Origin of the sequence: Paludibacterium purpuratum (genome assembly GCF_004363805.1) — a bacterium.
In the GTDB taxonomy this organism is placed as follows: domain Bacteria; phylum Pseudomonadota; class Gammaproteobacteria; order Burkholderiales; family Chromobacteriaceae; genus Paludibacterium; species Paludibacterium purpuratum.
Genome location: NZ_SNZP01000010.1, coordinates 134,978 through 160,808, shown reverse-complemented (window position 1 = coordinate 160,808; position 25,831 = coordinate 134,978). Strand labels below are relative to the sequence as shown.

At 56.0% G+C, this 25,831-nt stretch carries 17 protein-coding genes; 12 read left to right on the top strand and 5 right to left on the bottom strand.

Translation table 11 applies throughout. The features are described 5' to 3' along the window. The first annotated feature begins 1 nt into the window (after position 1). From DFP86_RS13305 to DFP86_RS13260, 10 genes are read left to right on the top strand one after another with little or no spacing between them, the layout of a single operon-like run. Positions 2–1,261 (top strand): glycosyltransferase, encoded by a 1,260-nt coding sequence (locus tag DFP86_RS13305; protein WP_133682003.1) that lies wholly within the window; start codon positions 2–4, stop codon positions 1,259–1,261. 1 nt (position 1,262) lies between these two features. Beyond that, complete coding sequence (locus DFP86_RS13300) at positions 1,263–2,024, top strand: glycosyltransferase family 2 protein (RefSeq protein ID WP_166642270.1); 762 nt, start codon at positions 1,263–1,265, stop codon at positions 2,022–2,024. Position 2,025: 1 nt separating this feature from the next. After that, a complete protein-coding gene (locus tag DFP86_RS13295) occupies positions 2,026–3,159 on the top strand; it encodes a glycosyltransferase (protein ID WP_133681999.1) in 1,134 nt (377 codons plus the stop codon). A gap of 3 nt (positions 3,160–3,162) precedes the next feature. Continuing rightward, positions 3,163–4,983 (top strand): asparagine synthase (glutamine-hydrolyzing), encoded by a 1,821-nt coding sequence (asnB, locus tag DFP86_RS13290; protein ID WP_133681997.1) that lies wholly within the window; start codon positions 3,163–3,165, stop codon positions 4,981–4,983. 34 nt (positions 4,984–5,017) lie between these two features. After that, positions 5,018–6,724, top strand: coding sequence for an O-antigen ligase family protein (locus DFP86_RS13285; protein ID WP_166642269.1), 1,707 nt, complete (start codon positions 5,018–5,020; stop codon positions 6,722–6,724). Between the two features lie 2 nt (positions 6,725–6,726). After that, complete coding sequence (locus DFP86_RS13280) at positions 6,727–7,854, top strand: glycosyltransferase family 4 protein (protein ID WP_133681993.1); 1,128 nt, start codon at positions 6,727–6,729, stop codon at positions 7,852–7,854. Further along, positions 7,854–9,803, top strand: coding sequence for an asparagine synthase (glutamine-hydrolyzing) (gene asnB / locus DFP86_RS13275; RefSeq protein ID WP_133681991.1), 1,950 nt, complete (start codon positions 7,854–7,856; stop codon positions 9,801–9,803). The genes DFP86_RS13280 and asnB (DFP86_RS13275) overlap by 1 nt, the downstream gene beginning before the upstream one ends. Further along, the gene (locus tag DFP86_RS13270; RefSeq protein WP_133681989.1) at positions 9,794–10,666 is read left to right on the top strand and encodes a class I SAM-dependent methyltransferase; all 873 of its coding nucleotides are present in this window, start codon (positions 9,794–9,796) and stop codon (positions 10,664–10,666) included. Before asnB (DFP86_RS13275) ends, DFP86_RS13270 begins: the two co-directional genes overlap by 10 nt. A 4-nt stretch (positions 10,667–10,670) precedes the next feature. Further along, a complete protein-coding gene (locus DFP86_RS13265; protein WP_133681988.1) occupies positions 10,671–11,825 on the top strand; it encodes a glycosyltransferase family 4 protein in 1,155 nt (384 codons plus the stop codon). Continuing rightward, positions 11,825–12,802, top strand: coding sequence for an NAD-dependent epimerase/dehydratase family protein (locus tag DFP86_RS13260; protein WP_133681987.1), 978 nt, complete (start codon positions 11,825–11,827; stop codon positions 12,800–12,802). Before DFP86_RS13265 ends, DFP86_RS13260 begins: the two co-directional genes overlap by 1 nt. Positions 12,803–12,884: 82 nt before the next feature. Here DFP86_RS13260 and DFP86_RS13255 read toward each other — a convergent pair whose 3' ends face one another. After that, positions 12,885–14,300 carry an FAD-dependent oxidoreductase gene (locus DFP86_RS13255; RefSeq protein WP_133681986.1) on the bottom strand — a complete coding sequence of 472 codons (1,416 nt, stop codon included), beginning with the start codon at positions 14,298–14,300 and terminating at the stop codon, positions 12,885–12,887. An 11-nt stretch (positions 14,301–14,311) separates the two neighbouring features. Then, positions 14,312–18,760: a glutamate synthase large subunit gene (gene gltB, locus DFP86_RS13250; protein ID WP_133681985.1), complete on the bottom strand. Its 4,449-nt coding sequence runs from the start codon at positions 18,758–18,760 to the stop codon at positions 14,312–14,314. Between the two features lie 285 nt (positions 18,761–19,045). Between gltB and DFP86_RS13245 the strand changes: the two genes are divergently transcribed. After that, positions 19,046–20,536, top strand: coding sequence for a phospholipase D-like domain-containing protein (locus DFP86_RS13245; RefSeq protein ID WP_133681984.1), 1,491 nt, complete (start codon positions 19,046–19,048; stop codon positions 20,534–20,536). Positions 20,537–20,566: 30 nt separating this feature from the next. Here DFP86_RS13245 and rfbD read toward each other — a convergent pair whose 3' ends face one another. From rfbD to DFP86_RS13230, 3 genes are read right to left on the bottom strand one after another with little or no spacing between them, the layout of a single operon-like run. Continuing rightward, positions 20,567–21,454, bottom strand: coding sequence for a dTDP-4-dehydrorhamnose reductase (gene rfbD, locus DFP86_RS13240; protein WP_133681982.1), 888 nt, complete (start codon positions 21,452–21,454; stop codon positions 20,567–20,569). Next, positions 21,451–22,536 carry a dTDP-glucose 4,6-dehydratase gene (gene rfbB, locus DFP86_RS13235; protein ID WP_424991632.1) on the bottom strand — a complete coding sequence of 362 codons (1,086 nt, stop codon included), beginning with the start codon at positions 22,534–22,536 and terminating at the stop codon, positions 21,451–21,453. Before rfbB ends, rfbD begins: the two co-directional genes overlap by 4 nt. A 45-nt stretch (positions 22,537–22,581) precedes the next feature. Beyond that, positions 22,582–23,727, bottom strand: a complete 1,146-nt coding sequence (locus DFP86_RS13230; RefSeq protein WP_133681978.1) for a trans-sulfuration enzyme family protein — start codon at positions 23,725–23,727, stop codon at positions 22,582–22,584. Positions 23,728–23,949: 222 nt separating this feature from the next. On the opposite strand from DFP86_RS13230, the gene DFP86_RS13225 reads away from it, so the two are divergent. Continuing rightward, positions 23,950–25,716 carry an AMP-dependent synthetase/ligase gene (locus tag DFP86_RS13225; RefSeq protein ID WP_133681976.1) on the top strand — a complete coding sequence of 589 codons (1,767 nt, stop codon included), beginning with the start codon at positions 23,950–23,952 and terminating at the stop codon, positions 25,714–25,716. Positions 25,717–25,831: the final 115 nt, after the last annotated feature.

Below are 25,831 nucleotides of genomic sequence, written 5' to 3'. Positions count from 1 at the left end.
CATGAAAGTTGTTCACCTGAGTCAAACTGACGAAGGCGCTGGTGCTGGTCGCGCAGCTCGTCGTATACATCAATCGTTATGTGCCATGGGCATCGATAGTACGATGCTGGTCGGTTCAAAGCGTAGCATGGATCCGACGATCATGACCAAGAAACCGTTTCACTTTGACTTTTGGAACAAACTAAATGCCTTTGGTGAGGCCAAGCTTGCACGGCATTACATGAAAGAAGCTGCACAATATTTTTCTCCAGCATTGTGCGGCAGCTTTAATCCATCGTCACATTCTGCAGTTCAAGAAGCGGATATTGTCGCTTTATATTGGATTAATGGTGGCTTTATTAAGCCATCTTTTTTGCGTCAATTGGACAAACCTATTGTATGGCGATTGTCTGATACATGGCCTTTTACCGGCGGCTGCCATTATCCTAGCGCCTGCAAAGGCTTTACGCAAGAATGCGGAAATTGTCCACAAATAAAACAACCAGCTCCTACCGATATTTCTTTTCGCTTGCTTGAAAAAAAACAATCACTTTGGCATGATTTGAATATCACCATTGCAGCCCCTAGTCATTGGATAGCCAGTCTAGCCAGGGAAAGCCGACTTTTTAGAAACAGAAGAATTGAGGTCATCCCGACTGGTGTTGATGTACACACCTTTTATCCTCGAGGCAAAGCGGCACTTCGCGCACAAAGAGGCATACCGCAAGAAGAAAAAATCGTTCTATTTACGTCCATAGCACCCGATGCAGACGAAAGAAAAGGATTCAAGGAGTTACTCTCCGCACTCGACATCCTGCATCGCTCTCCTGAAAATATGGCTGTAACACCATTGGTTGTCGGAAATGTTTCAGAAGCTGCAAAACGATTGTTACCACCGAATACTATCTATGCGGGGTACATCGCTGATGACACAGTGCTTGCTGAGACCTACTGTATGGCCGATGCAGTGATCATCCCGTCGCTAGAAGATAATTTACCCAATGTCGCGTTGGAGTCAGCCGCATGCGGTCTCCCTCTGATCGCCTTCAATGTTGGGGGCCTGCCCGACATCGTTATCCACCGGCACAACGGCTTTTTAGCTGCGCAACTCTCCGGCGAAATGCTTGCTAACGGCGTACGGTGGGTTCTACAACAAGAATCCCAGGGGCTCCCGTTCAACGAGCACTCAAGGTGCTTGGCCGTCGAGAAGTTCTCGCTTGAAGCGCAAGCGAATCACTACATTTCGCTGTATCAATCGCTTTACGATTGCGAAAGAAAATAAGATGCACACGGGAAGACCATGCATTACTGTTATTACGGTGGTCAGAAATGCTGAAAACAGTATCGAAAAATGCATTGAGAGTGTCATTTCTCAAAACATAAAAAATATTGAATATATTATTATTGACGGCCAATCTACAGATAACACATTAAATATTATCGAACGCTACAAATCCAATATTACCCATCTTATCAGCGAACCGGATAATGGACTGTACGACGCCATGAACAAAGGCTTATCGCTTGCCACTGGTGAGTTTATTCATTTTTTAAATGCAGATGATCGATACTTCAACGAAAAAGTGCTTTCATTTTTCATTCCACAGTTAAAATCAAGCACCATAAGCTATGGTCAGATGCTATACGTCGAGGTTGATGGAAAAACCCAAAAACAGGGGAAACCATTTAATTGGAAACGAGAGCTCCAGGGATCTCGCGTGCCACAGATGGCACTTTTTGCACCATTAGAATGCTATCAGGCAGTCGGTTTTTTTGATACATCTCTTCGCATCGCTGCCGACTATGACATGCTACTTCGCCTTGCACAAAAATTTCACGTAGACTTCATCCCCGCACCGGTATCTATCATGCATGCAGGCGGAATTAGCTATCAGCGGCCAGACCTAGCTTTCAAAGAGTCTTTAATTGTCTCCAGGCGCTATGGCCGAAGTTATTTAGGAAGTTTAGGTGATTTTTTTCTTAAGCACCTCAAGTGGTTTATATTCAAAAAAACGACGAATTTTATGAAATTTATGAAGAGCTAAGATGACAATCTCTGTTGCCCATATCATGAGAACGTATGGCGTTCACGGCGGCGAGCGGCAATTGGCCCAATTATTTTCTTCTTATGATGACAAGCAATTCGAACATTGCTTCTTTTTCATTTACAAAGATGAACAATGCAAACGATATTTTAACGAAAATAGCACTATTAAGACAAAAACGCTTTTAGCTTTAAGATCTCGGACATTTCCCCGCATGATTCAGGAATTTGCAACACTCTTGGCGTTATTGCCAATACTGCAGATCCTCTTCATTCTCAACCTGCTGCGCTCTGGTAGTCAGATCGTTGTGGCTCATGGCGTTCAAGCTGCATTGGTCGTCTGGCCGGCGGCTTGTCTCTTTCGCAGCCGATCTTTTGTCTACATGCATCGTGGTACCAAATCCAAACAAGGCCAGCATCCTTTGTTTTCTGTGTTGTATCGCCCATTTAAAATTGTCGCCGCTGTTTCGCACGCCTCGGCCGATTCGTTGAGAATGCTGGCCCCAGCTAAAAAAATACGTGTAATTGAAAATGGCATCAATATTGATCAATTTACTCAAAAGGAGATTGATCGCTCTAGAGTAGACAAAATTCTTCGGATTGCTTGCATAGGACGTTTGATTCCGGCGAAAGGCCAGGAATTACTTTTGGACACAATTGCGGGGATAAAACAGGTTCACCCCGATTGTCTACTACAACTTATTGGCGAAGGTCCCTCCGAGCCCTCACTACGCGCACACGCGCAAGCATTGGGCATCACGGCGAACGTTTCTTTCACAGGCCATAGCGCATCCGTTGCGCAGTTGCTCGCCGACTCGGACATCTTCGTCAGTGCCTCCAGGTCCGAAGGTTTGAGCAATGCTGTCCTCGAAGCCATGGCTTGTGGCCTACCCAGCGTCGTCATCGATGCACCAGGGGTATCAGAATGCCACATCGAAGGCCTCACGGCGTACATCACACCAAGAGATTCAGGCATAGTGGCGAAAAAAATCCTTGACCTTGCGGGTAACGTTGAGCTGCAACAACGGATGGGAGCGGCAGCACGCCATCGCGCAGAGTCGCATTACTCCATTTCAGCCAATTGCCATCGCTACTCGATGCTCTATCGAGAATTATCAAATATCGGAATGGACTAAACCATGTGTGGAATACTAGGCGGGATTGTGCGTCAGGCGCCAATTGCAGTGGAAAGAGTTGAATCGGCACTAGGCACCATTGCTCACCGCGGCCCTGACGCGCAAGGAATTTACATTGAGCCGCCAGTGTATTTTGGTCATCGAAGACTGAGCATTATTGACCTGGATGCCAGAGCCAATCAGCCAATGACGATTGGCAATCTAACTATTTGCTTTAATGGAGAAATATATAATTTCCGCGAAATTCGCAAGGAATTAGAAGCCCAAGGCGTCATTTTTCAGACAAGCTCGGATACTGAGGTAGTTATACGGCTTTTTCGAGCCAAAGGCCTTGCCTGTCTAGCTCGCCTTGAAGGCATGTTTGCTTTTGCAATCTGGGATGCAGAAAAAAGCCAGCTCTTCATCACGAGAGATCGTTTCGGCGAAAAACCTGTCTACATTTATCATGATGAGCGCGAAATTGCATTCGCATCAGAAATTCCGGCTATCGAACGGCTAGTAGGCAAAGATCGGCTCACTCTCGATGAGGACGCGATCAAGCTCTTTTTTCAACTGACGTTTATCCCGGCTCCTCGCTCGCCCTATAAAAACCTTCACCAAGTGCGGCCTGGTTCCTGGATTCAGTTCAACGCAAAAACCTGGGACAGGACAGAAGGCGTTTATTATGAGCCGCGGCAATCAACCTCAAACCACAGCTTTACCGAGGCTACAGAGGAGCTACGTACCCTCCTAAGCAGATCAGTCTCGCAACGGATGCTCGCCGCCGATGTTCCCGTTGCCACCTTTTTGAGTGGCGGGATTGACTCCTCGGTCATTTCAGGACTTGCCACCACCGTGGGGGCAGGAGCAGTCAGAGCCTACTCGATAGGATTCCCACAGGATCCTGCCTTCGACGAATCTTCCTATGCTCGCCTCGTAGCACAACGCTTTCCTAATCTAGAACACATCGTAATCGATACTACCGAGCGCGCACTGCTCGACTTTACCGATACGACCCTGGGAAAACTTGGCGAACCATACGCCGATGCATCCTTGATCCCAACAGCATTCCTATGTTCTCATGTAGAGGAAAAAGTTGTGCTTGGCGGCGATGCAGCCGATGAGTTATTCGCCGGGTACGGCGTCTATGCCGCCATGCGAGCTAGCCAGCGCTTACCTACATGGTTGAAACGGCTACTGCTTATGTTTCCTACACCATCGAACCCACACGCTGTGCACAACCCGTTGCTTCGGGCCGCTGCCCTTTTCCGGAGCCATATGGCCGTCAGTGCACACGACGAATATCTGTCGTGGCGAAGCTATGCGACCGATACCGATATCGCTAATCTCGGTTTCACCAGCAGGCTCACATCACAAGCCTTGCTTGGCGAAAAACAGTTCGAAACATTGGCGGATCTTTTAATCGCCGACCTAGGTTTCAACCTTCATAATGATATGTTAAAAAAAGTCGACTTTGCGAGTATGCAACATGGAAAAGAGGTTCGACTCCCCTATTTAGACACTGAACTGGTTGAGTTTGCACTTAGTCTCCCAGAGGTATACCTGATCAAAGGTAGCGAGCGCAAACGCATATTGCGCGCCGCATTTCGAGATTTTTTGCCGGAGACTATTTTTACTAGACGAAAGCAGGGTTTTTTAATGCCTATCCGCCAGTGGTTTGCAAACGGACTATTGGCAGAGAAACTTAGAGAGATGGCTCGAGAATCAACTCATCTTGATTTTAAAGTGATTGACAATTATCTTAATCAACATCAAGCAGCTATTCACGATCACTCAGTTCTATTGTGGTGCTGCTATGCTTATTTAAAATGGCAAAATCGATAACCGTTGAGAAATAAAATCGCCTAGGATGTCATCCTTGATTTCTGCTAATTTTCAAAAAATCTTGAATTCATCTTTTTTTAAAATAGATGATGACTTTGAAATTTCGTCATATGCAATATTAAATATTTGCCTATGGGCTGGGATATGGTATGTCTTATGGATATGGATTCGCTGGCACCATGGCGCCTCATCATTCCATGCGCTAGCAACAGTGACTATCGGTTTTCTCCCCCTAGCGTTGCTTGCACTTTGGAATTACAAATATGGTTTACTTATTACAATAGCGACAACACCACTCTTTATTGCGCCAACCATTCCACATAGTTTCACACAAGGGTTTGGCGACCTCGAAGCAGCGTGCACCATTACAGGGTATTTTCTGAGGTCTTTTCAATCAAGAGAATGGCGCTCGCTTTGGAAAAATAATTACATTTGGCTTTTAGCCATCCTCGTTGCCGCCAGTATTTCCCTGATCAATTCACCTCTCCAAGGGAAAACTCTGCGCTACGGCATAAAATATGGCGTTGCCGAGATATTTGGCTACATACTTGTCATGACATTCATGGTATTACTATCCCATGAAATAAAAAATAGAGAAAAGCTGGAAACCATTTTGCAATCCACTTTAGCTTCTCTCATCACAGCCATTGCGCTTGCTGTGGCGGGCATTTGGGCATCGGCTATCTGCGTAGGAGGTTATGGAGCCCAAACTATGTTGACCTCTAACGGTTATTTGATTGCCTCATTCGACAATCCTAATTATTTTTCCAACTTCCTCATATACACCTTACCGATATCACTATATTTTTCAATAAAATTTAGCGAACATAAATGGAAAAAAACTGGGTACCAGGCATTGGCGCTCATGCAAATACTTCTCGTACAAGCCACTGGCTCTCGCTCCGGCCTCATTGGATTGGTGGCGATCTACATAGGTTGGCTGATCATCACGCGACTCAGGCCAAAAACTCGCATTTTCACCGCAATGTTCACCCTCTGCCTACCGTTGACGCTCCTGGTATGGTGGTTACCCGCCTGCACTTGCGGAGAAGCGCAGGCGGGTATTTGTGTGCCTGCGCAATTCCTTCCATTCAATAATTCAGATAGGGCCTTTTCGGCTCCAAGCATTCCATCAACTAACCGCGGCAGTGTGTTCTCTCTCCCTGTCTCCCCACCCGCTGGTCACGGCAGCCTGTCCTCTCTTTCTGTTGCCCCGACCGCTATACATGACAGAGCACTGTCGACCCCAAGCATCCCCGATGAGGTGGAACAACTCACCACGAAGAGCCAGAAGGGGCTGACAAGCCCAGTAAGATTAGGGCTTCTGCTCAATGCGGTAAAAGTCTGGAAGCAAAACCCATTCACAGGCGTCGGAGTGGGCTTGTTGCCAAACATCAGCACGGTGGACCACCAGGTCAACCGTGCTCATAGTGTCTTTTTGACGACATTGGCGGAACAGGGCATTCTCGGGCTAATGACTTGGCTAGGCTGGCTGTGTACCATTGGACTGTCACTCTGGCGCGCGCGGGCTTCTTCGAATATAACCGACTCTTTGCCCTCCTTTTTGCTACTAACATACGTATCAGCCGGTACACAAGCCTTGTTTTTTGACCAAAATCGAGTCATATGGTTGTGGCAATTCTCCGCCATTGCCATTGCCGTTTACGTCATGACACAAAGGGAGCAAGGCCCACACTCAAATGGTATGGCTAGACAAGTAAAGCAGATATTGCACGCATAAATATGAAAAAATTAAAAGTACTGCTATGGCACTGGGGGCGTAGAGGAGGTGGGCCGCGTTATACGCTTGAGCTGGCAAGAGAACTTGCCAAAGATGATAGCTTATCGCTACATCTTTCACTGTCTCGACAATGCGAGATATATAAAGACTTCGCCTCTCTCCCCATTCCTCGGCTGGATGTCGATACCTATTCTAATTTAAAGACAGCATTCATGGCCTTGGGCCGCCTTCCATTCGTCAGGCATCGTTTTTGGCGCTATATCGCCAAGGAAAATTTTGATGTCATTGTCTGCACGATGAGCCATCTTTGGAATGTGCCGGTGCTGCTAGGAAAACGCCGTCATACACCCTATTTATTTGTTTTACATGATGCCGTTCCACACCCCGGAGAAAATTTCTTGCTTCGGCACTACCTGTTAAGAAAAGAGGTTAACAAGGCGCAAGGCATTGTGACACTCACTCAGCATGTAAAAAACACACTTATTTCAGAGTATCGTTATCCAGAAACGAGCACATGGGTTATTCCCCATGGCGTTTTCCCTTATAATGACTCCGCTCCGAAAGCGACGAACACTGATTTCCGCCTGCTATTTTTTGGACGCATTCTGCCTTACAAAGGGTTGGACATTCTATTGCGTGCTCACGAAATTTTACTTGGTCGCGGAGTTAATGTTCATTTACATATTGCGGGTCCCGGCGACTCATCTCCCTATACAGAGCTTTTGAGCAAGCTCCCGAACATTCAGCTGGATAATCGCTGGATTGCAGAAGAGGAAATAGGAGATATATTCTCCCAAGCGGACCTTGTCGTTCTTCCGTATAGAGAAGCCAGTCAGTCCGGCGTTATAGCAACGTCGTATGCCACGGGCGTCCCGGTCCTGGTCACCCCCATAGGCGGGTTGGTTGAGCAGGTCAAGCATGAGATATCAGGCTTGATTAGCAAAGAGGCGTCCCCCGAAGCACTTGCCAATGACATCCAGCGCTTGCTCGAAGATCCCGCGCTACTACAGCAATGTGCAGAAGGTGCTGTGCGCGAGGCCCGGGATACGCTGGCATGGCCTGCGATCGCTCGCAGATTCAGCGAGGCCATACATTGCATGGCTTCCCGCAACAGTAAAGGAGTCTCTTGATGTGTGGGATCGTCGGCATTTGCGTTTCACCTGGGCATGAGATTGACTTAGAACGTCTGAGAAAAATGACGGATGCCATCTCCCACCGTGGACCGGACGCTTCCGGACTCTGGCTTTCGCCAGATCTCCGCGTTGGGCTCGGACATCGACGCCTTTCCATTCTGGATCTGTCGCCTGCAGGCGCCCAGCCGATGACATCTCCGTCTGGTCGCTTTGTCGTGACCTACAATGGTGAAATATACAATTTTCAGGCTCTTCGGCAGAAGCTGGAAGAATTCGGCATCCACTTCAATGGGCACTCCGACACCGAAATTGTGCTGGCCGCATTTGAGCGCTGGGGAATCCCGGATACGCTGGCAAAACTCAGCGGCATGTTTGCGCTGGCCGTCTGGGATACAGAAGATCAGTCACTATGGCTTGCACGTGATAGAGTCGGTATCAAGCCATTTTTTTACTCAACAGCAAACAACCAGCTTCTCTTCGCCTCGGAACTGAAGCCCCTGGTCATCTACCTAGGGACATTACCCTCGATCTCGCAAGTAGGACTCAGCGAATATTTGCGCTTAGGCTATGTTCCCGGCGAACTCAGCATTTTCGAGGGTATTCACAAACTACCGCCCGGCTGCTACGCAAAGTACCAGAATGGCCAATTATCCGCACCGATCGCCTACTGGCACATTGAAGATGTCGTCGCACGTGGCGCCAGCGCCATGCTAACGGATACTCAGGACGCGATCGACCAGCTGGAAAAAACGTTGAGCCATGCCGTCGCCAGTCACATGGTGTCCGATGTACCTCTCGGAGCCTTTTTATCTGGAGGAATCGATTCCAGCACCGTGGTCGCACTGATGCAGGCCCAAAGCTCACGTCCGATCAAAACGTTTTCGATCGGCTTCCATGAGCGGGGCTATAACGAAGCGGAGCATGCTCATGCCGTTGCCAAACATCTCGGCACAGAGCATACGGAGTTGTACGTCTCCGACGAGGATGCCCGCGGGGTGATTCCGCTATTGCCAGAGATGTACGACGAGCCATTTGCGGACCCTTCGCAGATCCCAACCTTTCTGGTTTCTCGCCTGGCAAGGCAGCACGTCACCGTTGCACTCTCGGGAGACGGTGGGGATGAGCTCTTTGCGGGCTACAACCGGTACATGTTCGTGTCATCGTTCTGGCGCCGATTGAAACAGTTGCCAGCACCACTACGCAAAGCGATGGCACAGCTATTAGCGAGCAAATCGGCAGATAATTGGGACAACCTGTTTCATCGCCTTAAAGGAATCCTACCCAAAGGGGTAATCCCTGCGCTTCCTGGGCAGAAAATCCACAAAGTGGCCACGATTCTTCCCGCGGCGTCGCTAGATGCAGTACACGCTAGACTTATCGCACAATGGCCAAACCCTGAGCTGTTGCTGCAAACTCCGTGGCGAATGGATATGCCGCCGGAAATGAATCTGTCACGCTTGAGTGACCAGGCCCTGACCGATGCCGAGCAGCAGATGCTGTGGGATATACAAAGCTACCTTGTCGACGACATCCTGACCAAAGTGGATCGAGCAAGTATGCGTGTCAGTCTTGAGGCCCGGGTGCCTCTCCTCGACCCCAGCGTCATTGATTTGGCTTGGCGTATTCCTTTCTCTATGAAGCTGCGAGAGGGAAACAGCAAGTGGATCCTCAGGCAAGTTCTCTATCGCTATGTACCCAAGGCGCTGGTGGAGCGTCCAAAAATGGGCTTTAGCGTGCCGGTTGACGACTGGCTGCGCCATTCCCTACACGATTGGGCTGACAACTACCTGGCGGCGGATCGTTTAAACGCCGAAGGCTATCTCGAATCGAAAACGGTGCGCCAGACTTGGCAGCAGCATCGCACGGGGACCATCAATGCCGGAGGCCAAATCTGGACATTGTTGATGTTCCAGACTTGGCTGGAGAATGCAAAGCAATGGGTTTGATTTCACGATTGCCATGGTGGGCGAAATTAGGTGGCAAGCTCGCATTATCGCGCCTACCGATTTCTTACGATGCATGGCGCAAGCTCGGTCTATTCCGCCATGGGGAGATGAACCAGCCGGGTCGAGCCATCAGAACTTTCGAAGCCTACTATGACAGGGCTCAGCAATACAACGCACTTGAACGAGGCTTTATCAGCCTCGAACTGGGGCCAGGGGACTCCATACTGTCAGGTCTGGTGGCACGTGCATATGGAGCTAGCCAAGCTTACTTGGTAGATGCGGGCAATTTTGCAGAAAGCACCTTGCAGGGGTGGCAACAGACAGCCACCCTCTTGGCTCAACAGGGCCATACCCCGCCAGATTTTGATGGCATCGACGCGTTGCCGGCTTTGCAGGCCCATCTCAAGGTACATTATCTGACAGAAGGAACTACCTCGCTCGCGTCGATTCCGGGCTCTTCCGTCAATTTCATCTGGTCCCAAGTCGTGCTGGAACATGTACCGAAAGCCGAGTTCCCCGCCTTTCTACGGGAGTTGCGACGAATCACGCCAGAGAATGGCATTGGGGTGCATAGTATCGATTTCCGAGACCACCTTGGTGGAGGCTTGAATAGCCTGCGTTTCTCCGAGCAGGTATGGGAAGGGAACTTGTTCAGCGGCAGCGGATTTTATACGAATCGGATTCGTCCACGCGAAATGCTTTCTATGTTTGTAGAGGCTGGTTTCGACGTCGAACTTGTCAGAGAAACCAGATGGCCTAGCATGCCTATTAAGCGATGCGACTTGGCAAAACAGTACCGGCACTTGCCGGATGAAGACTTTATGGTTGCCGAGTGCGAGATCGTCACCCGGCCAAAAAACTAACCCCATGCAGAATTGTCAGCCGCCCTCCAAACCCAGATTACTGCTGGTTGTAAACGTCGATTGGTTCTTTCTTTCCCATCGATTACCCGTTGCTTTGGCCGCCCAACAAGTTGGCTATGAAGTGCATATTGCGACCACCATTACTAACAAACAAAACGAATTGGCGTCGCATGGATTGATTATTCACCCGATTCAAATCAATCGAGGACGATCGTCTCTGCTGTCTGAATGCATAACTTTCGGACGTATCCTGCGACTTTGCCTGACGGTAAACCCCGATATCATCCACCTCGTCACCATCAAGCCTGTTTTATTTGGAGGTATCGCGGCCCGCTTGGCAAAGGTGCCTGCTGTTGTCGCAGCCATATCTGGTTTGGGCTTTGTGTTTATTGATAAGGGGTGGAAAGCAAAGTTGCGCCGACTTTTAGTCGGCACCATGTATAAGTTGGCGTTGGGTAGTCGCAACCTGACAGTCATCTTTCAAAATACCCAGGATCGCGATTGTCTGACCGCACTAGCAAAGCTTCCCCCCGAAAAGGGGGTATTGATCCGTGGATCCGGCGTCAGCCTCACCGAGTATTATCCCAAATCCCTACCAGAGGGACATCCAACAGCCCTCATGGCTTGCCGCCTGATCAAGGACAAAGGCGTGATGGAGTTTGTTCAAGCTGCTCGCATGCTCAAAAAGCAAGGTTATCCATTCAGATTCTGCCTTGTGGGCAATATCGATCCCGGCAATCCCAACAGCCTCTCCCAACAGGAGTTACAACAAATCCAGGATGAAGCCATTGTTGAAATATGGGGAGAGCGACATGACATGCCGGAGGTGATCGCTCAAGCGCACCTGGTTGTTCTGCCGTCGTATTATGGCGAGGGTCTGCCTAAAGTTCTGATCGAGGCTGCTGCTTGTGGCCGCGCGGTGGTAACGACAGATATGCCCGGCTGTCGCGATGCCATCCTAGCAAATGTCAGCGGCCTCCTTGTCGCTCCACGCAATGTCTGTGCGCTCGCAGATGCCATGCGCTTACTACTCGACAACCCGGAGCAATGTCGCCAGATGGGATCAGCGGGACGAGCATTTGCCGAGCAAGAGTTTGCCATCGAGCAGGTTGTGGATAAACATCTGCGAATTTACCAAGCACAACTGGAGCGCATCTGATGAAAGTTCTTGTTACCGGGGCAAACGGTATGCTCGGCCAAGGCCTGATCTCCCACCTGCGCGACACGGCCACCATTGATCTCCTTGCGGGGATTCGGTCGCCAGATAGACAAACTGGACTGCCTACGGATGTCGAACCCGTTGTGCTGGGCGACCTACGCGAAACGGGGCCACTCCCGCACAAAGCACTCTCGGTAAATGCTATTGTCCATTGCGCGGCAAGGGTTCATGTCATGAGCGAGTCTGCAAGCGATCCTTTAAGCGCATACCAGGAGGCGAATGTACATGGCACCTTGCGGCTGGCCACGCAAGCAGCTGGTTACGGGGTACAGACATTCATCATGATCAGTTCGATCAAGGTCAATGGCGAAGCCACCCCGCGAGGCCTGCCATTTCGGGCGGACATGCCCGCGGCCCCATCCGACCCGTACGGAGTCTCCAAATGGGAAACCGAGCAACGCTTGCAAGAACTTTCGGCAAAAACCGGTATGAAATTGGTCATTCTTCGACCTCCATTGATCTACGGCCCGGGGGTCGGTGCCAATTTCCTACGCCTCATCACCGCCATCGAAAAAGGCATGCCATTGCCGCTTCGTAATGTACACAATCGGCGCAGCCTGATTTCTTTGAAAAATATGGCAGATGCAACACTTCGATGTCTAACACACCCGGCAGCTGCGGGACGAACCTTTTTGGTGAGCGATGGGGAGGATCTCTCGACAGCAGAACTTATCCGGCGGCTCTCCGAAATGATGGGGCGCCCAGCCCGGCTACTTCCTTTTCCTTTGCCTCTGCTAAGAGTGATGGGGCGTTTGACAGGCAAAAGCGCGGTCGTCAGCCGGCTTATCGACGATTTAGCAGTCGATAGCGCCCCGATCCGACAAGAGCTGCAATGGGCACCACCACAAACTGTGGAACAAGGGCTACAACACGTAGTTCAATGGCACCGTACTCACCAGCAAACGAAAAGCCACTGATACACCTCGCGCAGAAGAGGCCGTCATCGCCGATGGCCTCCTCTGCCGGTACCTTGGGGACGACAAAGTCGTGCCGAGAAGCTCAGCCCTCCCCCAACCACCCCAAAATCCCCTCCGCCGCCTGCCGCCCTTCAAACACGGCCCTGACGACCAGATCCGCCCCGCGCACCATATCCCCCCCGGCAAAGATCTTGGGGTTCGACGTCTGATAGCGAACCTCCCCACGCGAAGACACCACGGTCCGTCCACGGCCATCCACGGTAATCCCCTGCCCCTGGAACCACGAAGCCGCCTCGGCCTGGAAGCCGAAAGCGATAATCACGTGATCGCACTCGAGCGTTTCTTCCGACCCCGGCACGATCTCGGCATTACGCCGCCCCTTGGCATCCGGTTCGCTTAGGCGAGTCTCAGCCAATCGCACTCGTAACGACCCGTCGGCAGCGCGCTCGATGCCCAGCGGTTGGCGCTGCCACAGGAATTCGACGCCCTCTTCCTTGGCGTTGGCGACTTCGCGGCGCGAGCCGGGCATATTGGCCTCGTCGCGGCGATAGGCGCAGATCACGCTCTCGGCCCCCTGGCGGATGGCGGTGCGGTTGCAGTCCATCGCCGTGTCGCCGCCGCCCAACACCACCACGCGCTTGGCCTTCATATTGATCGGCGTTTCCGATGCCGGCAGTGTCCCCATGTGCTGGCGCACGTTATTGATCAGATAGGGCAGCGCTTCCAGTACGCCCGGCAGCTCTTCGCCGTCGAAGCCGCCTTTCAGGTATTGGTAGGCGCCCATGCCCATGAATACCGCGTCGTATTCGGCAAGCAGTTGTTCGATCTGGACATCGCAGCCGATTTCGGTGTTGAGGCAGAACTCGACGCCCATGCCTTCCATGATTTCGCGGCGGCGGCGGACCACCTCTTTCTCCAGCTTGAACTCGGGAATGCCGAAGGTGAGCAAACCACCGATTTCCTCATAGCGATCGAACACCACCGGGCGCACGCCATTGCGCACCAGCACATCGGCGCAAGCCAGGCCCGCCGGGCCGGCGCCGATAACGGCCACTTTCTTGCCGCCGAAAGTCACGCGGCTCATGTCGGGACGCCAGCCGGCCTTGTAGGCCTCGTCGGTGATGTACTTTTCCACCGCGCCGATACTGACGGCGCCGAAGCCGCCTTGGTCAAGCGTACAGGCGCCCTCGCACAGCCGGTCTTGCGGACAGACGCGTCCGCAGATTTCCGGCAGCGAGTTGGTCTTGTGCGAAAGTTCGGCGGCGTCGAACAAACGCCCCTGCTTAACCAATTCCAGCCAATTGGGAATGTAGTTGTGTACCGGACACTCCCATTCGCAATAGGGGTTGCCGCAGGACAGACAACGCCCGGCTTGCTCGGCGGCATCGTCCTTGGACAATGGCTGGTAGATTTCCTTGAACACGATCTTGCGGACGCCTGCGTCCACTTTCTCGCCCGGGTTGCGCGCGAGGTTCAAAAACTGAAATACGTCACCCATGATTCACCCCATCAATCTTTCAGCAAACTGTCGAGCTTGGCCGCCTTGGGCTTGACCAACCAGAAGTCGTCCACGTAGTCATCGAAGTCCTGCAGCATCTTGCGGCCCAGCTCGGAGCCGGTCAGTTCGACATGTCGCGCCAGCTTGTCGAGCAGGAAGGCGCGATACATGCCCATGGACTCGCCGTTGATCATGTGGATATCGATCAGTTCGTTGTTGTAGCGGTAGGCGAATTTCTCGCTCGCATCGTAGACGAAGGCGAAACCGCCGGTCATGCCCGCGCCGAAGTTGTAGCCGGCTTCGCCCAGCACGATCACGCAACCGCCGGTCATGTATTCGCAGCAGTGGTCGCCGGTGCCTTCGATCACGGCCAAGGCGCCTGAGTTGCGCACGCCGAAGCGTTCGCCGGCGATGCCGGCGGCGTACAGTTGGCCGCCGGTCGCGCCATACAGACAGGTGTTGCCGATGATGATCGATTCGTGCGCGACATAAGCGGCCGTCTTCGGCGGGTAGATCACCACCCGGCCGCCAGCCATGCCCTTGCCGACGTAGTCGTTGGCGTCACCCTCCAGTTCCAGGTGCAGGCCCTGTGCGTTCCACACGCCGAAGCTCTGGCCAGCCGAGCCAGCGAACTTGACGGTCAGGCAGCCATCCGGCAGGCCGGCCGCGCCATGTTTACGGGCGATCTCGCCGGAGAGGCGCGCGCCCATCGAGCGATGGACGTTCTCGATCGGGTACTCGAGGCGCAGCATCTGGCGTTGATCGATGGCCGGGCTGGCATCACGCAGCACTTGCTCGGCCAGCTCGCCCTTGTCGAACGACGGGTTCGAGTCGGCCACGCAGTAGCGCGGCTCGCTCTCGGGGATCCGCCCTTGCGACAACAATGCGGAGAGCTGCAACTTCTGTTGCTTGTCGGTTTCGCCAGGCAGCAGTTCCAGCAGATCGAAGCGGCCGATCAGATCCTCCATGCGGGTCACGCCCAGGCGCGCCATCCATTCGCGGGTTTCGCGCGCCACGAACTGGAAGTAGTTCATCACGCGTTCCGGCAGGCCGGTAAAGTACTTGGAGCGCAGCTTCAGTTCCTGGGTCGCCACGCCGGTGGCGCAGTTGTTCAGGTGGCAGATACGCAGGTATTTACAGCCGAGCGCGATCATCGGACCGGTACCGAAGCCGAAGCTTTCGGCACCCATGATGGCAGCCTTGACCACGTCCAGGCCGGTTTTGAGGCCGCCGTCGGTCTGCACGCGCACGCGGCCGCGTAGGCCATTGGCGCGCAGCACTTGTTGCGCTTCGGTCAGGCCCAGTTCCCACGGCGAGCCGGCATACTTCACCGAAGTCAGCGGCGAGGCGCCGGTGCCGCCATCGTAACCGGAGATGGTGATCAGGTCGGCGTAGGCCTTGGCCACGCCGGCCGCGACCGTGCCGACTCCCGGCTCGGCCACCAGCTTGACCGACACCAGCGCCTGTGGGTTGACCTGCTTGAGGTCGAAGATCAGTTGCGCCAGATCCTCGATCGAGTAGATGTCATGGTGCGGCGGCGGCGAAATCAGGCTGATGCCGGGCTTGGAGCAGCGCAGGCGCGCGATCAGCGGCGACACCTTGTCGCCCGGCAGTTGGCCGCCCTCGCCCGGCTTGGCGCCCTGGGCAACCTTGATCTGCAGCACGTCGGCGTTGACCAGGTAGTGCGGCGTCACGCCGAAACGGCCGGATGCCACCTGCTTGATGCGCGACATTTTCTCGGTGCCGTAGCGCACCGGGTCTTCGCCACCTTCGCCGGAGTTGGAACGGCCGCCCAGACGGTTCATGGCGATCGCCAGCGCCTCGTGCGCCTCGGGCGACAAGGCGCCGAGCGACATGCCGGCCGAGTCGAAGCGCTTAAGTAGCCGTTCGACCGGCTCGACGTCGTCCACGTTGACCGGATGATCGGACAGCTTGAGCTGCATCAGGTCGCGGAACATGGCCGCCGGGCGCTGGTTGACCAGCTCGGCGTAGCGCAGGTAGGCGGCATAATCGTCGTTCTGCACCGCTTCTTGCAGTGTCATCACCACATCGGGGTTGTAGGCGTGGTACTCCTCGCCATGCACGTACTTCAGCAAGCCCCCCTGGCGGATGTCGCGTAGCGGGTTGAATGCCTGGCGCGCGAGCTTTTCCTGGTCGCGGGCAAAGTCGGCGAAGTCGGCGCCGCCGATGCGGCTGACGGTGCCCTTCATACACAGGGCGACCACTTCGTCGTTAAGCCCCACGGCTTCGAACAACTGGGCGCCGCGGTAAGAGGCGATGGTGGAAATCCCCATCTTGGACAGCACCTTGAGCAGGCCCTTATTGATGCCGCGCCGGTAGTGCTGCAATGCCTCGTTGACCTTGAGCGCCACTTCGCCGCGATTGACCAGATCGATGATCGACTGATAGGCCAGGTAGGGATAGACCGCCGTGGCGCCGAAACCGACCAGACAGGCCATCTGGTGCGCGTCGCGCACCGTGGCGGTTTCCACCACGATGTTGGTTTTGCAGCGCAAGCCGCTGTCGATCAGCGCGTGATGCACGGCGCCGGTGGCGAACAAGGCATGGATCGGCAGGCGTTGCGGCGAGATGTGGCGATCGGTCAGCACCACGATCACCGTGCCCTCGCGCACCGCCTCGGTCACGTGGCGGGCCAGTTGCTCGATGGCGCCCTTCAGATCCAGCTCGGCCGGGTCGTAGCACAGATCGAAGGAGGTGGCTTTGAGATACGGTTCGGGGCGTGTGGTGACACGCACGAACTTCTCGTGCGACAGCACCGGCGAACGCACTTCCAAGCGCTTGGCGTGTTCGGCGCTCTCGTCGAACATATTGCGTTCGGGGCCGAACACCGAATTGAGCGACATCACCACCGCCTCGCGGATCGGGTCGATCGGCGGGTTGGTGACTTGGGCGAACTGTTGGCGCAGGTAGTCGAACGGCGATCGCGCCTGGCTCGACAGTACCGCCATCGGTGTATCGTCGCCCATCGAGCCCACCGGCTCCTGGGCATCGTCGGCCAGCACCTTGAGAATCTGGTCGCGCTCTTCGCGCGTCAGGTTATACAGTTTCTGGAAGGTAGCCAGCTCTTCGCCCTGCATCGGCTCGAGCGTGGAGTCGTCGTCGATCGACAGCTCCAGGTACTTGGCGTTGTCCTTGATCCACTGGCGATAGGGCTTGGCGCTTTTAAGCTGGGCGTCGATCTCTTCCGGCATCAGCAATTCGCCGGTCTGCAAGTCGGCGGCGAACAACTGCCCCGGCTTGACGCGCCCCTTCTTCACCACATCTTCCGGCTTGTAGTCCCAAACCCCCACTTCCGAGGCGATGGTCAGGATATTGTCGCGCGTCAGCACCCAACGTGCCGGGCGCAGGCCGTTGCGGTCGAGAATACAGGCGGCGTAGCGGCCGTCGGTCAGCACGATGCCCGCAGGGCCGTCCCATGGCTCCATGTGCATGGAATTGAATTCGTAGAAGGCGCGCAGATCCTTGTCGGTGCTGTCGCCGTTCTGCCAGGCCGGCGGCACCAACAGGCGCAGCGCTCGGAACAGGCCGATACCGCCCATCAGCAGGCCTTCGAGCATATTGTCCAGGCTCATCGAATCGGAGCCGTCGGTCTGTACGATCGGCCGCACCTGTTCCAGGTCGAGATGCGGCGAGGCCATGATGCGTTCGCGCGCGCGCGCCCAGTTGCGATTGCCCTGTACGGTGTTGATTTCGCCGTTGTGCGCCAGGTAGCGGAACGGCTGGGCGAGCTTCCACTGCGGCCAAGTATTGGTCGAGAAACGCTGGTGGAATACCGCCAGGCTGGACTCGAAGCGTTCGTCCTGCAGGTCGCGGAAGAAGCGCGGCAGGTTTTCCGGCGTCACCAGCCCCTTGTAGGACAAGGTATGCGGCGACAGCGTCGGGATATAGAAATAGCTGTCGCGCGTCCGATTGGCTTTTTCGGCCTGGCGACGCGCCATGTACAGGCGGCGCTGGAAGGTGGCCTCATCCATCCCGAACGGGCAATTGACGAACACTTGGCCGATCGCCGGCAGCGTCTGCAGGGCATACTCGCCACAGGCGCCGGCATCGACCGGCACCTGGCGCAAGCCGGCATACTCCAGCGCCTGCGCCTCGATGGCGGCACGCAAGGCGGCGATGCTTTCCAGCCCCGGTTCGCGCTCGGGATGGTGGAACACCAGACCGGCGGCGTACACGCCCTTGAGCGCGATGCCGTCGGCGGCGGCGACCTCGCGCAAGAAGCCGTCGGGTTTCTTGAACAACAGACCGCAGCCGTCGCCCGACTTGCCGTCGGCGGCCACGGCGCCGCGGTGCGTCAGCTTGGCCAGCGAATCGATGGCCGTCTTGACGATCCAGTGGCTCGGCTTGTCATCCAGTTGGGTAATCAGGCCGAAGCCGCAACTATCCTGCTCGAAATCCGGTTGGTATAAGGTACCCTCTAGCCAACGCTGTCTGTCCATGGTGGTTGCCCTATTATTATCTAGATGTAATGACAACGATTCTAAGTGCAACATTTGCACGTCGCAACACATTATTTGTGCGGTGCATTAATTATTTAAAATCATTTAGCTAACGCCTGGATTGGCGCATTTTTTGCACTGCGATAACGGGATTTTTCGCCACAATTTCGTCATGACTTCCGCTAAAGTAAAGGGATGAATTCGCCGAATAGTCATGCAGATAGCATCGCCTTGGGGTGTCGGACTGTCCGACTTTTGAATATTGTTTAACAATTCGCCTAAATCATGACAGAATTTCAAAGCGCCGAGTCGGATGCACGCTCGATTCGCTATCTGGCCGACCAGGCATTCGCCCGCTCGGCCGGGGCCCCTCTGACCGGTGGCAATCAGGTCGAATTGTTATTCGACAGCGAGCAGAATTTCCCCGCCTGGCTATCCGCGGTCGACGGCGCCACCGAGTCCATCCTTATCGAAATGTACCTATTTAGCGACGACGCGTTCGGCCGGCGCATGCGTGCCGCGCTGATCGACAAGGCGCGGGCGGGCGTACGGGTTTGTCTGTTGTACGATGCGCTCGGTTGCTGGCGCGAGCACCTGTGGGGCTTTTTCAAGCCGCTGCGCCAAGCGGGTGCCGAGGTACGGGCCTACAACCCGATCAATCCGCTACGCGGACTGGCGCTTTTGGGGCGCAATCATCGCAAACTGTTCGTCGTCGACCGCCGACAAGCGTTCGTCTCGGGGCTATGCATCAGTTCGCGCTGGGAGGGCGATCCGGCCAAGCATTTGTCGCCCTGGCGCGATACCGGCGTGCGGCTGATCGGACCGGTGGTCGAAGAGGCCGTGGCCGCTTTTTGCGACAGCTGGGCCAGTTGCGGCGAAGCGCTCAGGTTGCCGCCACGATCGACCGAGAGCGAGCCGTCTCCGCAATCCCCGGTAACGGTACGCCTGATCGCCACCACGCCAACCACGGCCCACATGATGCGGCTCGACCTGCTCATCGCCAGTTTCGCCCGCAAGAGCCTGTGGCTGACCGACGCCTACTTCATGGGTACCAGCCTATACCTATCGGCGTTGAAGCAGGCGGCGCAAGATGGGGTCGATGTACGCCTATTGGTGCCGCGCTCCAGCGACATCGGCTGGATCGCCACCGTATCGCGCACACTGTACCGTCCGCTGTTGGAAGCCGGGGTACGGGTGTTCGAGTGGAACGGGCAAATGGTGCACGCAAAAAGCGCCGTGGCGGACGGCCGCTGGGCGCGTATCGGTTCAAGCAATCTCAACCTGTCGAGCTGGTTGACCAATCGAGAACTGGATGTGGCGATCGAGGATGCGGAGATCGCCACGGCAATGGAAGTGAAGTTCATCCAGGATCTGGGGCAGGCAACGGAAATCGTACTCAAAGGCACGCGTCGGCGGCCGGCGCTGTCCGAGCCGCGCGACATCGACTTGGCCCAATCGGTCCAACAATTGATTCACCCGAGCGCGGCGGCACGGCATGCTTCGGCGGCGGCACGGCAGGCAGCGCGTATCAGCGACGCACTCGGTGCGGTGGTACGCGGCACTCGCCCGGTGGAAAGCAGCGAGGCCGCCTCGTTCCTGTCTATCGGTCTGTTCCTGTTGGCGTTGGCGCTACTGGTGGGGTTCTTCCCCTACTTGGTGGCCGTGCCGCTGGTATTGGTGTTGGCCATCTCCGGCTGCGGTATCGCGCTGAGGGCGTTGGGCCTGATGTGGCAACGCCACCAGCGCCGACACGAACAAGACAAAGACCTACCGTAAGGCGGATTCGCCACCGGCAATCCGCCGACGCTATACGCCGAGCAACTGATCCAAGACCTGGTCGACACCCTGTTGCCACGGCGGTAGCGCGAAGCCGAAATCTTGTTTGAGTTTGCGGCAATCCAGGCTTGAATTGGCCGGGCGAGGCGCCGGCAGCGGGTAGTCGGCGGTGCCGATTGCTTCGATGTCCCGCACTTTCAGCGCCATGCCGCGAGCCCGGGCGCCGGCGATAATGTAACGGGCGTAATCGCACCAGTTGGTACGACCGCGCGCAGTCAAGTGATAGGTACCAAGCGGCGTAGTCTCGGGGTTGGCCAAATATTGGCGCACGATATCCGCGGTCGCCGCGGCGATCAATGCGGCCGAGGTCGGCGCGCCGAACTGGTCGGCCACCACGCGCAGCGTATCGCGCTCGCCAGCCAAACGCAGCATGGTCTTGAGGAAATTGGCGCCATGCCGGCCGAATACCCAGCTGGTACGGAAAATCAGGTGCCGCCCGCCCGCCTGTCGCACGCTCTCTTCACCCAGCCATTTGCTGCGGCCGTAGACCGATTGCGGATCGATCGGATCGGTTTCCCGGTAAGGCTCGGTCTGAAGTCCGTCGAACACGTAGTCGGTCGAGTAATGCACCAACAAGGCCCCGTGTTCGACGGCCCAGCGCGCCAACACGCCAGGCGCTTCGGCATTGATCTGCATGGCCGTCGCTTGGTCGCTTTCTGCGCGATCGACGGCCGTGTACGCCGCCGGGTTGACGATCACATCCGGTCGCAAGCGCGCGAGCGCCGCCAGCATGGCCGTCGGGTCGGATAAATCGAACTCGGCGCGTGTCGCCGTGTGTAAATCGCCAAGCGGGGCCAGAGCAATGGCCAATTCATAGCCCACCTGGCCGTTGACGCCGGTTAGCAGGATGCGGCTCATGCTGGCGTACCGTATTGTTTGGCCACCCAGTCGCGGTAGTGACCGCTTTCGACATTACGCACCCACTCCTGGTTGGCCAAATACCAGGCGATCGTCTTGCGGATACCGCTGTCGAAGGTCTCCTGCGGTTTCCAGCCCAATTCGCGTTCCAATTTACGCGCATCGATGGCATAGCGGCGATCGTGCCCGGGTCGGTCGGTGACGAAAGCAATCTGACTGGCATAGCGTTGCCCATCTGCACGCGGTTGCAATTCGTCCAGGATGGCGCAGATGGTTTCAACCACCTCAAGATTGGGCTTTTCGTTCCAACCGCCGACGTTATAGGTTTCGCCAGGGCGGCCGGCTTCCAGTACGCGGCGGATCGCGCCGCAGTGGTCGCCGACATAGAGCCAGTCGCGCACTTGCCGGCCGTCGCCGTAGATCGGCAGCGGCTGGCCGGCCAGCGCGTTGCGGATCACCAGCGGAATCAGTTTTTCCGGGAAATGGTACGGTCCGTAGTTGTTGCTGCAATTGGTGGTCAGTACCGGCAGACCATAGGTATGGTGCCAAGCGCGCACCAAATGATCCGAGGCCGCTTTACTGGCCGAATAGGGGCTGTTGGGCTCGTAGCGGTTGGTCTCGGCAAAGGGCGAGTCGTTCTCTGTCAGCGTGCCGTACACCTCGTCGGTCGAGACGTGCAGGAAACGGAATGCCGCTTTTTCCGTATCGGGCAATGCCTGCCAATAACCGCGCACGGCTTCCAACAGTTGAAAGGTGCCGACGACATTGGTTTGAATGAACTCGCCCGGCCCATGAATCGACCGATCGACATGCGACTCGGCGGCGAAGTTGACCACCGCACGCGGCCGATGTGCGGCCAACAAGGCATCGACGCAGGCACGGTCGCCGATATCGCCCTGCACGAAGCGATGACGCGGGTCGTCGCACAACGATGCCAGGGTTTGCAGATTGCCGGCGTAGGTCAACTTGTCGAGATTGACCACCGGCTCGTCGGACTGCGCCAGCCAGTCGAGCACGAAATTGCCGCCGATAAACCCGGCACCGCCCGTCACCAGAATCGTCATTGCTTGGCTCCCATAGATATCGTAGGTGCATGCGCCGTCGGCAATGCACCTACGGCGGCGGGCCTATTCTGCCAGCGCCTGCGCCAGGTCCGCCAGGATGTCGTCGATGTCCTCGATGCCGATCGACAAGCGCAACTGCCCCTCGCGCACCCCCAACTGCCGCTTGAGCTCGGCCGGCATCGCACCGTGCGACATACTGGCCGAGTGGTTGACGAGCGACTCGACCCCGCCCAGCGATTCGGCCAGTGCGAACAATTGCAGCCGCTCGGCCACCCGCGCGGCGGCGGCGCGAGAGTCTTCCTTTAAATAGACGGTCACGACGCCGCCGAAGCGTTTCATTTGCCGCGCCGCCAGCGCATGCCCCGGATGTTCCGGCAATCCGGGGTAGAACACCCTTTCGATGCCAGGCTGGCTCGACAGCCAAGCCGCGACTTTCTCCGCATTATCGCAATGCCGCTCCATACGCAGGGCCAGCGTCTTGATGCCACGCAGGCAGAGGAAACAATCCTGCGGCCCCGGCACGCCGCCCGAAGCGCTTTGGATGAAGCGGATCGCCTGGAACAATTCGGGATCGTTGACCGCCACCAGGCCGAGCAACACGTCCGAATGGCCCGCCAAGTACTTGGTGGCCGAATGCACGACGATGTCGGCACCTTGATCAAGCGGGTTTTGCAAATAGGGGGTGGCAAAGGTGTTGTCGACCGCCACCAAGGTATGATTCTGCCGCGCCACGGCACTGAGCGCGACGATATCCACCAGATTCAACAGCGGGTTGCTGGGCGTTTCCAGCCACAGCAGCTTGACCGCAGGGTTCAGGTGCGCGGCTAAGGCGCGCGAGTCGCTCAAGTCGACGAAATGCACTTTGATGCCGGCGGGCGCCATCACCTTGGTCAACAGCCGATAGGCGCCACCATAGACGTCTTGTTGGGCGATGACTTCGTCGCCGGGCTTGAGCACCGCACGCATCACGGCATCGATGGCCGCCATGCCGCTGCCGAACGCCAGGCCGTGCGCGGCGTTTTCCAGCGCCGCCAGGTTGTCCTCCAGCGCGGCGCGGGTCGGCGTGCCGGTGCGGGCATAGGTAAATGGCTGGTTGGCATCCAGTGTGTCGTGGGCAAAGACCGAAGTCTGGTAGATAGGCGGCATCACCGCGTGTCCGTGCTTGCTGCTGTCGTAGCCGACGTGAATAGCCTTGGTGGCGAATTTCATGCACATATCCCTTGATGGTGGTCCGACTTCGAGCCTGTTTGGCTGCTAGACAAACCGTTTATTTCTCTAACTTGCATAATGCATTGATTTTAAAAAAACAAAATACCATAGGCATTTCATGCCGGCAGGGTGTTGATTTCAGGCAATTTAATCGTGAAGATTTCTTTACACTGAAGCACTTTCGCGTTATGGTGCGGCGTTTCCAAAATCAAGAATGCCGGAATGACGCAAACCCGCGCTTTTGACTTTCTGCGCCAGCAGCTCGACCAATTCCCCCGCAAAGATTGCCTGGGCGGCAAGAACGGCAAGTCCTGGACAGTGCTGTCGACGGCAGAGGCGGTAAAAACCGTCGACCTGCTCAGCCTCGGTCTGATCGGCCAGGGTATCGCCCAAGGCGACCGCGTGGCCATTGCCGCCGAGAACTGCCTGGAATGGGCGCTGGTCGACCTGGCACTGCAGCAGATTGGCGCCATCAGCGTTCCGCTGTATCCGACCTGTACGCTCGAAGATGCACGATATATCCTCGCGCACGCCGAGGTCAAACTCGCCTTTGCCGGCAATGCCGCCCAGCGCGACAAGCTCGCGGCCGCCATGGCACCGGCTCCTTGCCCGATTTACGGTTTGAGCAAGATTGCCGACCTGCCCACCTGGCGCGAACTGCTCAAGGCAGGCGAGACCGGCGACGAGGCCGAACTGACCCGGATCCGCGACGCCATCACACCCGATCAGGTCTTCACCATCATCTACACCTCCGGCACCACCGGTCGCTCGAAGGGCGTCATGCTCTCGCACCGCAACGTGGTCTCGACGGTGGTGTCCACCGCCAGTCATACCGGCCTGCCACGCGGCAGCTGCCGTGCAGTCAGCTTCCTGCCGCTGTCGCACATTTTCGAACGTGCCTGCGTGCACTACTACCTGCACACCGGCACCGCCGTGTATTTCAGCACGGTGGAGCATCTATCCGCCACGCTCTCCGAAGTCCGTCCGCACACCTTCAGCGCCGTACCGCGCGTGTTGGAGAAGGTCTACGAGAAACTGGCGGGCAAGGCGCGCACTCTCGAAGGCTTCACCCGCAAGCTGTATATCTGGGCATTGCACCTGGCCGAGCATTTTGAGCCCGGCACACGCTATTCGCTGTACGACCGCGCGCGCTATGCCATCGCCCGCCAACTGGTATTCAACAAGTGGTACCAGGCGATGGGCGGCGAGCTACGCTGGATCAATGTCGGTTCGGCCGCGCTGCAACCCCGTCTGGCACGCCTGTTCTGGGCTTGCGGCGTCGTCGTCAGCGAAGGCTACGGCATGACCGAGTCGTCGCCGGTCATCGCGGCCAACCCGTTCTCGGCCGAAGGCGTGCGCATCGGCACCGTCGGTGTACCGATGCCGGGCGTCGAAGTGCGTTTCGCCGACGATGGCGAAATCCTGGTGCGCGGCGACAACGTCATGGCCGGTTACTACAAAGAACCCGAGCTGACATCCGAAGTGCTGCGCAGCGGCTGGCTGCATACCGGCGACATCGGTGTGATGGAACAAGGCTACATCCGCATCACCGACCGCAAGAAAGAAATGTTCAAGACCTCCAACGGCAAGTACATCGCGCCTCAGGTGATCGAGAACAAGCTCAAGGAATCGGCCTACATCGATCAAGTGATGGTGGTGGGCGACGGCGAGAAATTCCCCAGCGCCTTGATCGTGCCGCTATTCGACAAGATCCGCGAATGGTGCGCGGATCAGGGCATCGGTTATACCTCCGACTGCGAGATGACGCTGCACCCGAAGGTACACGAACTGATCGACCGCGAAATCAAGCGCTTCAATCACTTCTTCGGCAGTTGGGAACACATTCGCAAATTCACGCTGCTCGACCGTCCTTGGTGCGTCGATCAAGGCGAGCTGGCGCCGACGCTCAAGTTGCGGCGCAAGGTGATCGCCGAACGATGCCGAGAAGTCATCGAACGCATGTACGCACACCAGCCCGAGTTGGTGTAACTCCTGAAGAACCGGCCGCCTGGCCGGTTTTTTTATTGCCCACCGCCCACCCGGCTGCAAGTCAAAAATGCCACAAAGCTGGGACAATTCCTAAAGCAACTCGCGTCAGCCCTCA

Excerpts from the sequence above, each read along its gene's own strand:
- DFP86_RS13305 (WP_133682003.1), top strand. The coding sequence starts at position 2 with ATGAAAGTTGTTCACCTGAGTCAAACTGACGAAGGCGCTGGTGCTGGT.
- DFP86_RS13300 (WP_166642270.1), top strand. The coding sequence starts at position 1,263 with ATGCACACGGGAAGACCATGCATTACTGTTATTACGGTGGTCAGAAAT.
- DFP86_RS13295 (WP_133681999.1), top strand. The coding sequence starts at position 2,026 with ATGACAATCTCTGTTGCCCATATCATGAGAACGTATGGCGTTCACGGC.
- asnB (WP_133681997.1), top strand. The coding sequence starts at position 3,163 with ATGTGTGGAATACTAGGCGGGATTGTGCGTCAGGCGCCAATTGCAGTG.
- DFP86_RS13280 (WP_133681993.1), top strand. The coding sequence starts at position 6,727 with ATGAAAAAATTAAAAGTACTGCTATGGCACTGGGGGCGTAGAGGAGGT.
- asnB (WP_133681991.1), top strand. The coding sequence starts at position 7,854 with ATGTGTGGGATCGTCGGCATTTGCGTTTCACCTGGGCATGAGATTGAC.
- DFP86_RS13270 (WP_133681989.1), top strand. The coding sequence starts at position 9,794 with ATGGGTTTGATTTCACGATTGCCATGGTGGGCGAAATTAGGTGGCAAG.
- DFP86_RS13265 (WP_133681988.1), top strand. The coding sequence starts at position 10,671 with ATGCAGAATTGTCAGCCGCCCTCCAAACCCAGATTACTGCTGGTTGTA.
- DFP86_RS13260 (WP_133681987.1), top strand. The coding sequence starts at position 11,825 with ATGAAAGTTCTTGTTACCGGGGCAAACGGTATGCTCGGCCAAGGCCTG.
- DFP86_RS13255 (WP_133681986.1), bottom strand. The coding sequence starts at position 14,300 with ATGGGTGACGTATTTCAGTTTTTGAACCTCGCGCGCAACCCGGGCGAG.
- gltB (WP_133681985.1), bottom strand. The coding sequence starts at position 18,760 with ATGGACAGACAGCGTTGGCTAGAGGGTACCTTATACCAACCGGATTTC.
- DFP86_RS13245 (WP_133681984.1), top strand. The coding sequence starts at position 19,046 with ATGACAGAATTTCAAAGCGCCGAGTCGGATGCACGCTCGATTCGCTAT.
- rfbD (WP_133681982.1), bottom strand. The coding sequence starts at position 21,454 with ATGAGCCGCATCCTGCTAACCGGCGTCAACGGCCAGGTGGGCTATGAA.
- DFP86_RS13230 (WP_133681978.1), bottom strand. The coding sequence starts at position 23,727 with ATGAAATTCGCCACCAAGGCTATTCACGTCGGCTACGACAGCAGCAAG.
- DFP86_RS13225 (WP_133681976.1), top strand. The coding sequence starts at position 23,950 with ATGACGCAAACCCGCGCTTTTGACTTTCTGCGCCAGCAGCTCGACCAA.